We start from the raw sequence: 12964 nt of genomic DNA, 5'->3' as shown, positions 1-12964 counted from the left end.
CCGAGTGCGGCGCCGTGGGGCGCGGGCCGTGCTGTTCCCCGCGCCCCTGAAGCGGCTTCGGACCTACTTCCGGGCGGGCCCGGCCAGAGGGTCAGACCGACGCGGGGACGCGGTCCTCCGCGCGCTGGGCGGCGGCCGGCCCCGGCTCCGGCGCGCGGGCCGCCGCCTGGAGGCCGACGCCTCGCGTCTCCACCGCCCAGAGGAGGCAGGCGACGAAGCCGGCGGCGGTGACCGCCGCGGCGAGGATCATCGTCAGGCCGGTGCCGAGACCGGTGAGGGACATCGGCAGCAGGTAGGTGCCGATCGCCGCGCCGATCCGGCTGATGGAGGTGGCGAAGCCGACCGCCGTCGCCCGGACCGAGGTGGGGAACAGCTCATTGGGGTACGTCCAGTCGAGGACGTTGGGGCCGCCGCAGAAGAACGCGTAGGCGCACAGCGCGAGGAGCGCGACCGCGGCCGGAGCCGCCGGCCAGACGCCGAGGAGCAGCAGCGGGACGATCATCAGCCCGAAGGACCAGACGATGGTGGGCCGGCGGCCCTTGGTGTCGATCGCCCGCAGCGCCGGATAGCAGCCGATCAGGAAGACCGCGCTGATCAGTCCGGTGCCCAGGGTGGACATCACGTTGCCGCTCGGGAAGCCGAAGGACTCCAGCAGCTGCGGCCCGAAGGTCAGCATCGCGAACAGCGGACCCACCTGGCAGAGGAAGAACAGCCCGCAGAAGATCGTCCGCTTCCGGTACTCCGGCTGGAACAGCACCCGGATCCGGCCCGCCGAGAGCCGCTCGTCGCCCTCCGGCTCGCCGGCCAGCAGCTCCCGCGCGGTGACGTCCACGCCGAGGTGCTTCTTCACCACCCGTACCGCGTCCTCGCCGCGCCCGTGCTGGGCGAGGAAGAGGGGGGACTCCGGGGAGCCCCGGCGGATCACCAGGAAGACCACGCAGAGCAGCGCCGAGGAGGAGAGCATCCAGCGCCAGCTGTCCGCGCCGCCGAACTGGATGAACGCCCAGCCGACGAGGTAGGCCAGCACCGAGCCCGCGTACCAGGCGATGATCTGCTTGCCGAGCAGTCGGCCGCGGTGCTTGGTGGGCAGCCACTCGGCGAGGAGCGAGGTGGCGATCGGGTAGTCCGCGCCAACCGCCATGCCGAGGACGAAGCGCAGGGCGACGATCTCCCAGACGCCGGTGGCCCAGAAGGAGAGCACCGAGCAGGCGATCATCACGACCAGGTCGGCGGTGTACATCACCTCCCGGCCGATCTTGTCGGTCAGCACGCCGAAGACGGCGCCGCCGACGAACATGCCGATCAGGGCCGCCGCGCCGATCAGGGAGACCTCGGCGGTGCTGAGGTGGAGCTGGGGCTGCATGGTGATCAGCGCCACGCCCACGATGCTGAGGATGTATCCGTCCAGCAGGGGGCCGCCCGAGCAGGCGAGCGCCAGGCGCTTGTGGAACCGGGTGTAGGGGGCGTTCTCGATTACCGAAGACATGGAGTGATGTGGTGTTCCTTTTCGGGGACGTTCGGGCGGGTGGTCCTTGGGCGGCTCCGGTCGGCTCGGGGGATGGGCAGGGGACAAACGGGCGCCAGCATAGGGGCCGTTCGGACAAAAGGTGCAACCTACAGCCGCTTCTGGTGAGGTATGCCTCATTCCGGGCGGCCCGGAGCGGCCCGCAGCCAGCCCGGAGCCAGCCCGGAGCCAGCCAGCGGCCTCAGCCGAAGAAGACGTCGAACTCCTGGTAGAGGGCGGGGTCGACGGTCTTGGCCCGGGCGGTCGCGGTGGAGAGCGGCACCCGGACGATGTCCGTGCCGCGCAGGGCGACCATCGTGCCGAAGGCGCCCTCCTGCACGGCGTCGATGGCGTGCAGCCCGAAGCGGGTGGCCAGCCAGCGGTCGAAGGCGCTGGGCGTGCCGCCGCGCTGGACGTGGCCGAGGACGATGGTCCTGGCCTCGGTGCCGGTGCGCCGCTCGATCTCGGCGGCCAGCCACTCCCCTATCCCGGAGAGCCGGACGTGGCCGAAGGCGTCCCGCGAGTCGTCCTTGGTGACCATCCGGCCCTCGGTGGGGACGGCTCCCTCCGCCACCACCACGATCGGCGCGTAGTGGGTGCGGAAGCGGCTCTCCACCCAGCGGCAGACCTGGTCCATGTCGAAGGGCTGCTCGGGGATCAGGATCACGCTGGCGCCGCCGGCGATCCCGGAGTGCAGCGCTATCCAGCCGGCGTGACGCCCCATCACCTCGACCACCAGGGTGCGCATATGGGACTCGGCGGTGGTGTGCAGCCGGTCGATGGCCTCGGTGGCGATGTTCACGGCGGTGTCGAAGCCGAAGGTGTAGTCGGTGCCGGAGAGGTCGTTGTCGATGGTCTTCGGCACGCCGACCACGTTGACGCCCTGCTCGGCCAGGTAGGCGGCCACGCCCAGGGTGTCCTCGCCGCCGATGGCGATCAGCGCGTCCACCGCGAGGCCGGAGAGCTGCTCCTTGACCCGGCGTTCGCCGTCCGGCTCGTTGAGCGGGTTGGTGCGGGAGGAGCCGAGCACCGTGCCGCCGCGCGGCAGCAGACCGCGCACGGCCGGGATGTCCAGCGGGACCGCCCTGCCCTCCATGGGCCCGCGCCAGCCGTCCCGGAAGCCGATGAACTCATGGCCGTAGGCGGTGACGCCCTTGCGGACGACCGCTCGTATCACCGCGTTCAGGCCGGGGCAGTCTCCGCCGCCGGTGAGCACTCCGACACGCATGGCCACCACGGTGCCACGGGGCGGCCCGGCTGGATAGGCGTCTGCAGGACGCTACTCACGGGTCACCCGGCGGGCAGCGCGCCCTCCGGTTCCCCCGGGTCCTCGCGGTGCAGTCCGCGCTCCATCGCATAGCGGACGAGTTCCACGCGATTGTGCAGCTGGAGCTTGTTCAGGGTGTTCTGGACGTGGTTCTGCACGGTCCGGTGGGAGAGCACCAGCCGCCCGGCGATCTGCTTGTACGTCAGACCCTTGGCGACCAGCCGCAGCACCTCGGTCTCCCGCTCCGTCAGCCGCGGGACGTCGTCCTGCCCGGCCGCCGCCGGGTCCGCGGCGGACTCGTCCGGGACGGCGGCCGGGCCGCCCGCGGCGGCGGCCAGCCTGCGGTACTCGCCGAGCACCAGCCCGGCCAGGCCGGGGGTGAAGACCGGGTCCCCGGCCGCCGTCGAGCGCACCGCGGCCAGCAGCTCCTCGCGGCTGGCCGACTTCACCAGGTATCCGGTCGCGCCGGACTTCACCGCCTCCAGGACGTCGGCGTGCTGGCCGGAGGCGGAGAGCACCAGCACCCGGGTGGCCGGATGCCGGGCCAGCACCTGGCGGCAGACCTCGACGCCGGGCAGCTCCGGCAGGTTGAGGTCGAGGACCAGCACCTGCGGCCGCACCGCGTGCGCCCGGCGGACGGCCTCCGGTCCGTCGCCGGCGGTGGCCACCACCTCGCAGCCGGCGGCGGCCAGGTCGCGGGAGACGGCGTCCCGCCACATCGGGTGGTCGTCGACCACCATCACGCGCAGAGGCTCGCCGGGGCCCTGGGCGGCGGCGTCCTGGTCGGGTGTCACGCGGGCTCTCCTTCCCGGGGGCGGGGGATGCGCAGCTCGACCTCGGTGCCCTCGCCGGGCACGGAGCTGATCTCCGCGCTGCCGCCGAGGTCGCGGAGCCGGCCGCGGATGGACTGGGCCACGCCGAGCCGGCCCTCCTGCTCGGCGGCGAGGAGCCGGCCCTCGGGGATGCCCGGCCCGTCGTCGCGGACGCCGACGATCACCGAGTCGTCCTCGGGTGAGTCCTCCAGCAGGATCCACGCCCGCGCCTCCGCCCCGGCGTGCCGGCGGACGTTGTCCAGCGCGGCGGCCACGGCGGCGGTCAGCTCCTGCGCCACCCGGCGCTGGAGGAGGACGGGGTCACCGGGCGCGGAGACGGTCACGCCGGGCGCGGAGAGGCCGTTGAGCGCCGTACGCAGGTCGACGGCCGGGGACGGGGCGTCCTCGGGACCGGCAGAGAGGTCCGCGGTCGACGGGGGGAGGTCCGCGGCGGACGGGTCGGCGAGGCCCTCGGCGATCAGCGCCCGGAGGGCCACCTCCTGCTCGCCGGCCAGCCGGCCGAGCTCGGCCGCCTCTCCCCCGACCTCGGCGCCCCGGCGCTTCACCATGGCGAGCACCTGGAGGACGGAGTCGTGGATGTCCCGGGCCAGCCGCTCGCGCTCCCGGGTCACCGCCTCGATCCGCAGGGCGCGGGCCAGTGCCGCCTCGCTCGCCCTGGCCACCTCGACGACGTAGCCGATGGCGCAGCCCGCGATCAGCAGGATGATCCCGTTGTGGACGTTGACCATGGCGACCCGGCCGTGTTCCAGGTTGTCGGCGACCGCGACCACCACCACCGCGGCGGCGCCCGGCCGCCAGCCGCCCTTGACCGAGAAGCCGAGGATGGACGCCGCCGCGAAGATCGTCGGCAGGGTGATCTCGGAGTCCAGCCGGGCCGGGTCGTCCAGCACCCGGGTGAGGATGATGCCGAGGACGGTGATCGCCAGGTCGGTGCACAGCACCCACCAGCGGCAGCGCCGCGACGAGAGGAAGAACGGCAGGGTGGCCAGCACCCACCCGGTCAGCAGCGCCAGGTACGCCCAGCCCCAGCCGGGGCGGTCGTAGTGGGCCGAGTTGCCGGTGTAGCGGACCACCGCGTAGGCGAGGCCGAGGAGGCGGAAGGCGAGGACCGCCGTCCACAGTGGCCGCTCGACCGAGTGGGCCAGGCGTATCCGCGAGCCGCTGGAGCGGTCCGCCGCGTCGCGGACCGCGGCCGACGCCCCGTCTCCCCCCGTCGACGGCAAGCTACTTCTCCCCCTCCGCGGGCCCCGGGTCGGCGGTCTCCTCCGCCTGCTGCGTCTTCTCCGGCTGCTGCGTCTTCTCCGGCTCCGGCGCCTTCTCCGACGACTCCGCCTTCTCCGCCTTCTCCGCCTTCTCCGCCTTCTCCTTGGCCTTGGCCGCCTCGGCGAGCTTCCGCTTGGCGGCGGTGGCGTAGATGTCGACGTACTCCTGGTCGGAGAGCTTCATGATCTCGTACATCACCTCGTCGGTGACCGAGCGGAGGATGAAGCGGTCGCTCTCCATGCCCTGGTAGCGGGAGAAGTCCATCGGCTGGCCGATCCGGATCCCCGGGCGGACGCCCCAGTTCGGCCAGACCTGGCCGGGCGGCTGGAGCTTCTCGGTGTCGATCATCGCGACCGGGATCACCGGCGCGCCGGTGGCCAGCGCGATCCGGGCCAGCGCGCCGACCTTGCCGCGGTAGAGCTTGCCGTCCGGGGAGCGGGTGCCCTCCGGGTACACGCCGAAGATCTCGCCGCGCTCGATGACCTCCGTACCGGCCTTGATCGCGGCCTCGCCGGCGCCGCGGACGCCGGTGCGGTCGACCGGGAGCTGGTTGACCCCCTTGAAGAAGGCGGCCGTCAACTTCCCCTTGATACCCGAACCGGTGAAGTACTCGGCCTTGGCGATGAAGGTCACCGGCCGTTTCATCACCGAGGGCAGGAAGAACGAGTCCGAGAAGGACAGGTGGTTGCTCGCGATGATCGCGGGGCCGGTTTCGGGGATGTTCTCCAGCCCCTCGACCCAGGGGCGGAAGGCGACCCGCAGCGACGGCGCGACGGTCATCTTCATCAATCGGTAGAACGTCCCGGACAACCCAGACCTCCATGGAGCATCAATCCGGTAGCACTCTAGTGCCGACCGGGGGGTGTCCACGCCACCGGTCCGCGCGACGGCCCCGGCGCAAGCCCTCCGCGCGCCCCCGCCGACCGCCTGGAGCCCCCTCGTCCCGGGCCCCGCCCGGTGCTCCGCCGGGTCCCGCCGATGCTGTACGGCGGCGCGCGGGCGTGGGACGATGCGTCGACTCCGCCGTTTTGTTCCTGCCGACCCGTTCCCACCGACTTCCGACCGAGCGAGCCTCGGTCGGGCTTCGCCCGCGCCGCGAGGAGCCGACATGCCGCTGCTACCCGGAGCCGAGCCGTTCAGCCACCAGGGGGGACCCGTCGGCGTCCTCGTCTGCCACGGATTCACCGGCTCCCCGCAGTCGATGCGGCCCTGGGCGGAGCACGCCGCCGAGCGCGGGCTCACCGTCTCGCTGCCGCTGCTCCCCGGGCACGGCACGGACTGGCGTGAGATGAACGCCACCCGCTGGCCGGACTGGTACGCCGAGGTGGACCGGGCCTTCGCCCGGCTCCGCGAGCGCTGCGACAAGGTCTTCGCCTTCGGCCTCTCGATGGGCGGCGCCCTCTGCCTCCACCTGGCCGCCCAGCACGGCTCGGAGCTGACCGGGCTGGTGGTGGTCAACCCGGCGGTGAAGATGCCGAGCGCGGTGCAGGCCGCGGCGCTGCCGATACTCCGCCACCTGGTGCCGAGCGTGCCGGGGCTGACCGACGACATCGCCAAGCCGGGCCAGTTGGAGGGCGGCTACGACCGCACCCCGCTGCACGCCGCGTACTCCACCGGGCAGCTGTTCCGCACCGTCCGGGACGAGCTGCCGCGGGTGACGCAGCCGCTGCTGCTCTTCCGGAGCCGGGTGGACCACGTCGTCCCCGGGTCGAGCAGCGACTACATCCTGGCCCACGCGGGCAGCCGGGACATCACCGAGCGCACCCTGGAACGCAGCTACCACGTCGCGACGTTGGACCACGAGGCGGAGCAGATCTTCGAGGGCTCCTGGGAGTTCGTACGCCGGCTCGCGCCGGAGGCGGCGGATTCGGCCTCGGCCTCGGCCTCGGCTTCGGCTTCGGCCGAGTCCGACGGCGGGAGCAGCGGGGGTCCGGACGCCGATGCGGAGGACCGGGGCAGTGAGGCGACCAGGGGGTGAGCGGGATGCGTGAGGAAGACGGCCCGGAGCGGGACGGCCAGGACCGCGAGTCGCGCAGCGACGACGAGGTCTTCGCCGAGCTCGTGGCGTCGTTCGACGCGCCGGTGGATCTGACGCTGCGGAGCTGGCCGGAGGCGGAGGAGCTGTCGCCTTCGCCGCCTCCCCCCGCCTCGCCCGCGTCGGCCGCCCCGGCGGCTCCGGCCGCCCCCGCGAGCGGCCCCCTCTCCTCTGCCGCACCGCCGTCGGGCGGCTCGGGGCCGGGCGCCGAGACCGTGCTGGGCAACGGCTCCGGACCGCGGGACTGGCTGCTGCCGTCCGGCGCGGAGGCCGAGGACGAGCACTTCACTCCCCCCGAGCCTCCGCCGCTGCCGCAGCCCGAGGCCGCCACCAAGGTCGCCTGGGGCGTGATGGCCGCGGGTCCGGTGCTGCTGCTGATCCTGTGGATAACGGGACAGGACGTCGGCGGCTGGTGGGGGATGGTCGCCGGGGCGCTCTTCGTGGGCGGGTTCGTCGCGCTGGTCTCCCGGCTGAAGGAGGACCGGGACGAGGACGACGACGATCCGCAGGCGGGCGCCGTGGTCTGAGCCCGGACCCCCGGGCCCGGGCGCTGCCCCTGGCTCGGGTCAGGGCGCGGGCAGCTCCAGCTCGGCGAGGACCGGGAGGTGGTCCGTGGCGGCGACCAGGTCCGCGGGGTCGACCCCGGGCAGTCCGGACGGCACCCCGCAGCGGACCACCCGGACGCCGGGGCTGCAGAAGACGGCGTCGATGCGCTGGTAGGGGTCGCGGGGCACGGAGGTGTACTCGCCGCCCCACGGCGCGGTCGCCCAGGCGTCCTGGAGGTGCCGGGCCAGGAGGCGCCAGCCGGGGTCCTCGGGGTGCTCGTTGAAGTCCCCCGCGACGACGGCGTGCTCGGCCGGCAGCTCGGCGAGGTGTTCGAGGAGCAGCTCGCACTGGGTGTAGCGCTCGGCCGGGTTGAGCGACAGATGGCAGCTCGTCAGGGAGAACGGGGCGGAGCCGCCGATCCGCACCACGGCGGTGGCGAAGCCGCGCCGGTGGAGGCCGGGGGTCCGGGGCAGCAGGCGGTCGTGGGTGGAGAGGGTCCGCAGGCGCGGCTGCGGCCGGCCGAGGAGCAGCGGGCCGGAGGCCGTGTCCGCGCCGCCGCTGAGGACCTCCAGGGCGGTTCTGCGGGCCAGTCGCCGGGCCTGGTGGTTGGGGCGCCAGAAGCGGGGGGCCTCCTGGACGCAGAGGGCGTCAGGGGCGAGGGCGCGGATCACGCGGGCGAGGGCGGCGCGGTCGTCGCGCAGCGAGCGGATGTTGTAGCTCGCGATCCTGGCCTGCGTCATCCGCGGACTCCCTTCACTCCGCCCCCCGGGCCCCGGAGGTGGGCCCGCAGGGGCTGCCTCCGGGGCTCGGGGAATCGCGCGGTTCCCCGCGCCCTCGAGTCGCCGCGCGACCCGGGCTCAGACCCGGGCCAGGTCGGCCGCGCCGGCGATGCCCGCCTCGGAGCCCATCGTGGCGAGGGTGATGTCCGCGCGGGGGCGGTGGGGGCCGCCCACCACGTACTTCTCGAAGCTCTTCGCGACCGGCGCCCGCAGCAGCTCGCCGGAGTCGGCGACGCCGCCGCCGAGGACGAAGACCGACGGGTCGAAGGAGGCGGCCAGGTCGGCGAGGCCCCGGCCCAGCCAGTCGGCGAGCTCGTCGTAGCACTCCAGGGCCAGCGGGTCGCCCTCCTCCGCGGCCTGGGTGATGTGCACCCCGCGGATCGTCTCGGCGACGCCCTCGTTCAGCTCCAGCATCCGCTTGCCGCGCACCGGGTCGGCCGCGGCGCGCTCACGGCCGTAGCGGCGGAGCGCGCGGCCGGAGCCGTACTGCTCCCAGCAGCCGTGCTTGCCGCAGCCGCAGAGCAGGCCGTCCGGGATCATGTTGATGTGGCCGATCTCGCCGGCGACGCCGAAGGCGCCCCGGTGCAGCCGGCCGTCGAGGACGATGCCGCCGCCGATGCCGGTGCCGACCGTGATCAGCACCATGTCCTCGTACTCGGCGCCGGCGCCGAAGCGGAACTCACCCCAGGCGGCCGAGTTGGCGTCGTTCTCGATCACGGTCGGGAGGTCGACCAGGTCCTCGATGCGGACCTTGAGCGGCTCGTTCTCCCAGTCGATGTTCGGCGCCATCAGCACCGTGGAGCGGGCCCGGTCGACGTAGCCGGGGGCGCCCACGCCCACCGCCTCGACGTCGGGGTACTGCCCTCGCAGCTCCTTGATCGCGTCGGCGATGGCGCCGACCGCCCACTGCGGGTCGGCCGGGGTCGGCACGCGCGTACGGGCGAGGATCGCACCCTGCTCGTCGACGACACCCGCCGCAATCTTGGTGCCTCCGACATCGACGCCAATGGTGAGTCCCATGTGTCCCTCAACTGATCGCTGGATCCAGGCCGGTACCGTACTGGCCCGACAGCCTGCCCGTACACACTCGCCCTTACATTAACCGAAGGGAATACGTAACGGGATGGCAACACCCTCTTCAGAACTTGTAGGCAGGGTGTCAGGGGGCGTCCCGGCGGGACGGTGCTGTCAGTCGAGGTCGATGTGTTCGCCCGCGTTGCCGGGCCCTTCGCCGTCGTCCTCGCCGGGCCCGGAACCGCTCGTTCCGGAGGTCCAGCGGCGCTCGTGGCCGGTGACGGCCGCCCGGTAGGCGGCGAGCAACTCGCCTCCCGCGGCGGCGAGATGGCGGTACACCTCGGGGTGCTTCTCGCGCAGCGGGGCGGTGAGCCGCTGCAGCCCGTCGGTGGCCTCATGGGTCGCGGTGACCGCGTCGGAGGCCTGCTGCAGCCGCTCGCCCACGGTGCCGGCGAGGCGGCGCACCTCGTCCACGAGGTTGCTGAGATCGGGGCCGAAGGGACTGGACGGCTCGGCCGACCCCGGCCGCCCGGCCCGCTCCGCGTCCTCGGGCCCGGCACCGGACTCACCGCCCGCCTCGGCCTCGGCCCGCGCGCACTCCTCGGCGCGGGCGGCTGCCTCGCGCGCCCGGCGCCGCTGTTCAGCGGCATCCTCGGCGACGGCCTCCGCCCAGACGTCCTCCGGCTCGTCCCGGCCGGGCCAACCACTCGAAGCGTTCATGGCGGGGCTCCCCTCTCACGCCTTGCCCAACTCTGGGCCCTCGCCTGCGACGCTACCCGAAGCGGCCGCCCGGGATCAGGTTTGCGGGCGCGCCGCGGGCCAGAGACCCGGGTCCGGGCGGAAGCGCACGGAGAGCACGGCGTCGCGCAGCCCGGCGCCCGCGACGGTGCACCGGCGCAGCGCGGAGGGCAGCGGCAGGGTCCGGCGGTAGGGGCCGACGGCGACCAGGAGTTCGTCCCCTCGGCGGACCAGGTCGAGGTCGGGGCGGGCGGCGCCGGGCAGCGGCACATGCCAGACCAGCAGGCCGTCGGCGGCGAGCCGGTCCTCGACGTGGGAGCGCGGGGGCGGATCGGCGGAGCCGTCGGCGCCGAGGCCGGAGCCGTCGGCGGCGTCGGCGTCGGCGGCGTCGGCGAGTCGGGCCAGGTCCTCCCAGCCCCGCGGGTCGCGGCCGAGGTGCGGCAGCTCCAGCAGCGGCGTGGCCGCACCGGCGGCCAACTCCTCGCGCATGGCGGCGAGTTCCTCGCGCTGCGCGGCGTGGAGGCGGCCCAGGAAGCCGTCCTCCCGGCCGGATGCCTCCGCCGGCGGGGCCGGTACGACGCGGTTGGCGATCACCGCGTCCACCCGGTGGCCGTAGAGCGCCAAGCCGGCACGGGCGAGCCGGAGTTCGGGGGCCGAGGCGGAGCCGGGGGTGGCCACCAGGCGGACCGAGAGCTCCGGGGACTCGGCGGCGGCGCGCAGCTCGCCGAGCTCGGCCTCGGCCCAGGCGGCGCCCTCGAACAGCCAGTCGGCGGGCATCGGGACCCCGGCGACCGCGGCCAGGATCGGGCGGAGCGAACGGGCGGCCCGGCGCTCCTGGGGCAGCAGCCGGGCGACATAGCGGGCGAGTTGCTCGGGCAGCGCGAAGGCGCCGATCGTCTCGGCGGCGGAGGGGGCGTCGACGACCACCGTCTGCCACTCCCCCGAGGCGGTGTGCTCGCGCAGGGCGCGGAGGAGGGTGAGCTTCCCGGCGCCCGGGAGGGCGGTCAACTCGTCCTCCTCCAGCGGCTCCACGCCGAACAGGTCGAAGACCGTCTTGGCCCGGCCGAGCAGCCGGCCGGCCTCCTCGCGGAAGGCCGCCTGCGGGTCCAGGCGCATGGCGTGGAGGCGGCCGGTGACGCCGTCCGGGCCGACCGCGCCGGGGACCGGGCCCAGGCGGGTGCCGAGCAGCTCGTCGAGGCCGCGGTGCGGGTCGTCGGCGGCGACCAGGAGGGTGCGGCGGCCGGCGCGGGCCGAGCGCAGCGCGGTGGCCGCGGCGACGGTGGTGCGCCCGGCGCCACCGCGCCCGGTGATCACGACCGTGTGCGGGGGCGTCTCCGCGGCGGTGCTCAACTCGCGTTCCTCCCGGGGTCGTCCGGTTTCTTCCGGTATGCCTGGTTCAGCCCTTGAGTTCCTCGACGCGCTTCTTCAGGCCGGCCAGCGCGCGGTCGATGATCACCTTCTCGGCCTTGCGCTTGATCATGCCGAGCATCGGGATCTTGACGTCCACCGCGAGCTGGTAGGTGACCTGGGTGCCGCCGCCGGCCGCCGGGTCCAGCGCGTAGACGCCGTCCAGCGAGCGCAGCATCTGGCTCTTCACCAGGGTCCAGCTGACCTTGCGGTCGCCCTCCCAGGTGTACTCCAGGGTGTGCTCGTCGCGGATCGCGCCGGCGTCCAGGAGGAAGCGCACCTGCTCGGCGCGGCCGTCCGGGAACTCGGAGACGACCTCGCTCTCCTTCACCTCTCCGGTCCACTGCGGGTACGCGGCGAAATCGGCGATCACCGCCATCACCTCGGCCGGGGTCGCGCCGATCGTCGTGCTCGACCTGGTGTGCTCCGCCATCGTCGGTGGCCTCCGCGTTGTTTCTGGGACGGCAGGTTGTCTGCACCCGTACTGTGCACCCGCGTAACCGTGCAACCGAAGGCTACCGTGCGGGTATCTCCTGGTCACCGCTCGCCGCGGCGGCCCGCCTCGCGCCCCCTGGGAGGCCTGCGGGAGTTCACCACTCCATCGCCCAGGGGCGGCCGGTGGAGCGGAAGTGGCCCACGTTGACGCACTCGGTGCCGCCGATCCGCAGCCGGCGCACCAGCGGCTGGTGGACATGGCCGAACAGGACGTACCGGGGGCGGACGCGGTGGACCGCGTCCAGCACCGCCTCGCTCCCGCGCTCGAACCGGCGGGCCACCACGTCATAGGTCAACTCCGGCACGGCGGGCGGGATATGGCAGCAGAGGACGTCCACCTCGCCGACCGCGGCCACCTTCGCCGCGTACTCCTCCTCGTCGACCTCGTACGGGGTGCGCATCGGACTGGGCAGCCCGCCGCCGACGAAGCCGAAGGTGCGGCCGCCTATCTTGGCCGTGCCGCCGTCCAGCACGGTCACCCCGTCCCGCTCGAACTCCGGCCAAAGCGGCGGGATGTCGACGTTGCCGTAGGTGGCGTAGGTGGGGGCCGGGAAGGCGGCGAAGAGCTCGGCGTACTGGCGGCGGACGGCGTCCCGCATCACCTGGGCGCGGTCCGTGCCATCGGCGGTGATCCCGGCCCACAGTTCACGGGAGAACTCCCGGGCCTCCTCGAAGCGGCGGGCGGTACGCAGCGCGACGATCCGGGAGGCGTTCTCGGCGCCGAAGAGGTCGGGGAAGATGCCGCGCGAGTGGTCCGCGTAGTCCAGGAAGAGGATGAGGTCGCCGAGGCAGAGCAGGGCGTCGGCGCCGTCACCGGCGCGGGCCAGCGCTTCGGCGTTGCCGTGTACGTCACTCACCACGTGGACCCGCATGGGCGCAGTTTAGTGCCGGTTCGGTACTAGTCTGGTTAGTAGCACTGCAGCGGAGTCCATCAAACCCCGGTCCGATCACGGTGTGTCAACTCCCTTGCACCGGGCGCTGATCATTTGTGCGGACTTCGTGAGTTTCGGTGAGACGCAGCTAACACCTGCCGGTCATGCCTATCGAAACCGCTTTACTGGGCAGTAACGTCCACGGGTCGCA

13 protein-coding genes are annotated in these 12964 nt (G+C 73.6%); 2 read left to right on the top strand and 11 right to left on the bottom strand.

What is annotated here, in order from left to right:
- Positions 1-91: 91 nt before the first annotated feature.
- The 5 genes from BS73_RS28485 to BS73_RS28465 form a co-directional block, all read right to left on the bottom strand.
- Positions 92-1486, bottom strand: coding sequence for an MFS transporter (locus BS73_RS28485; protein ID WP_037577274.1), 1395 nt, complete (start codon positions 1484-1486; stop codon positions 92-94).
- Positions 1487-1706: 220 nt separating this feature from the next.
- Positions 1707-2732: a 6-phosphofructokinase gene (locus BS73_RS28480; RefSeq protein ID WP_037577270.1), complete on the bottom strand. Its 1026-nt coding sequence runs from the start codon at positions 2730-2732 to the stop codon at positions 1707-1709.
- Between the two features lie 62 nt (positions 2733-2794).
- A complete protein-coding gene (locus BS73_RS28475; protein WP_051941579.1) occupies positions 2795-3511 on the bottom strand; it encodes a response regulator in 717 nt (238 codons plus the stop codon).
- 50 nt (positions 3512-3561) lie between these two features.
- Positions 3562-4827 (bottom strand): MacS family sensor histidine kinase, encoded by a 1266-nt coding sequence (gene macS / locus BS73_RS28470; protein ID WP_407675073.1) that lies wholly within the window; start codon positions 4825-4827, stop codon positions 3562-3564.
- Between the two features lies 1 nt (position 4828).
- A complete protein-coding gene (locus BS73_RS28465) occupies positions 4829-5653 on the bottom strand; it encodes a lysophospholipid acyltransferase family protein (RefSeq protein ID WP_051940984.1) in 825 nt (274 codons plus the stop codon).
- 322 nt (positions 5654-5975) lie between these two features.
- On the opposite strand from BS73_RS28465, the gene BS73_RS28460 reads away from it, so the two are divergent.
- Positions 5976-6845 (top strand): alpha/beta hydrolase, encoded by an 870-nt coding sequence (locus BS73_RS28460; protein WP_051940981.1) that lies wholly within the window; start codon positions 5976-5978, stop codon positions 6843-6845.
- Positions 6846-6850: 5 nt separating this feature from the next.
- The gene (locus BS73_RS28455) at positions 6851-7429 is read left to right on the top strand and encodes a hypothetical protein (RefSeq protein ID WP_037577269.1); all 579 of its coding nucleotides are present in this window, start codon (positions 6851-6853) and stop codon (positions 7427-7429) included.
- A 39-nt stretch (positions 7430-7468) separates the two neighbouring features.
- On the opposite strand, the gene BS73_RS28450 is transcribed toward BS73_RS28455, so the two are convergent.
- From BS73_RS28450 to BS73_RS28425, 6 genes are all read right to left on the bottom strand, one after another.
- Positions 7469-8188, bottom strand: a complete 720-nt coding sequence (locus BS73_RS28450) for an endonuclease/exonuclease/phosphatase family protein (RefSeq protein WP_037577268.1) — start codon at positions 8186-8188, stop codon at positions 7469-7471.
- Between the two features lie 117 nt (positions 8189-8305).
- Positions 8306-9247, bottom strand: coding sequence for an ROK family glucokinase (locus tag BS73_RS28445; RefSeq protein ID WP_037577266.1), 942 nt, complete (start codon positions 9245-9247; stop codon positions 8306-8308).
- 168 nt (positions 9248-9415) lie between these two features.
- On the bottom strand, positions 9416-9961 hold the full coding sequence (locus BS73_RS35190) for a DUF5304 family protein (RefSeq protein WP_051940980.1): 546 nt from the start codon (positions 9959-9961) through the stop codon (positions 9416-9418).
- Positions 9962-10036: 75 nt separating this feature from the next.
- Complete coding sequence (locus BS73_RS28435; protein WP_037577264.1) at positions 10037-11329, bottom strand: ArsA family ATPase; 1293 nt, start codon at positions 11327-11329, stop codon at positions 10037-10039.
- Between the two features lie 46 nt (positions 11330-11375).
- A complete protein-coding gene (locus BS73_RS28430; protein WP_037577262.1) occupies positions 11376-11819 on the bottom strand; it encodes an SRPBCC family protein in 444 nt (147 codons plus the stop codon).
- Between the two features lie 157 nt (positions 11820-11976).
- A complete protein-coding gene (locus tag BS73_RS28425; RefSeq protein WP_037577261.1) occupies positions 11977-12753 on the bottom strand; it encodes a metallophosphoesterase family protein in 777 nt (258 codons plus the stop codon).
- Positions 12754-12964 lie beyond the last annotated feature (211 nt).

Source organism: Phaeacidiphilus oryzae TH49 (genome assembly GCF_000744815.1).
Lineage (GTDB): Bacteria > Actinomycetota > Actinomycetes > Streptomycetales > Streptomycetaceae > Phaeacidiphilus > Phaeacidiphilus oryzae.
The sequence above is the reverse complement of the archived record's forward strand: the minus strand, read 5'-3'. Positions and strand labels throughout refer to the sequence as shown.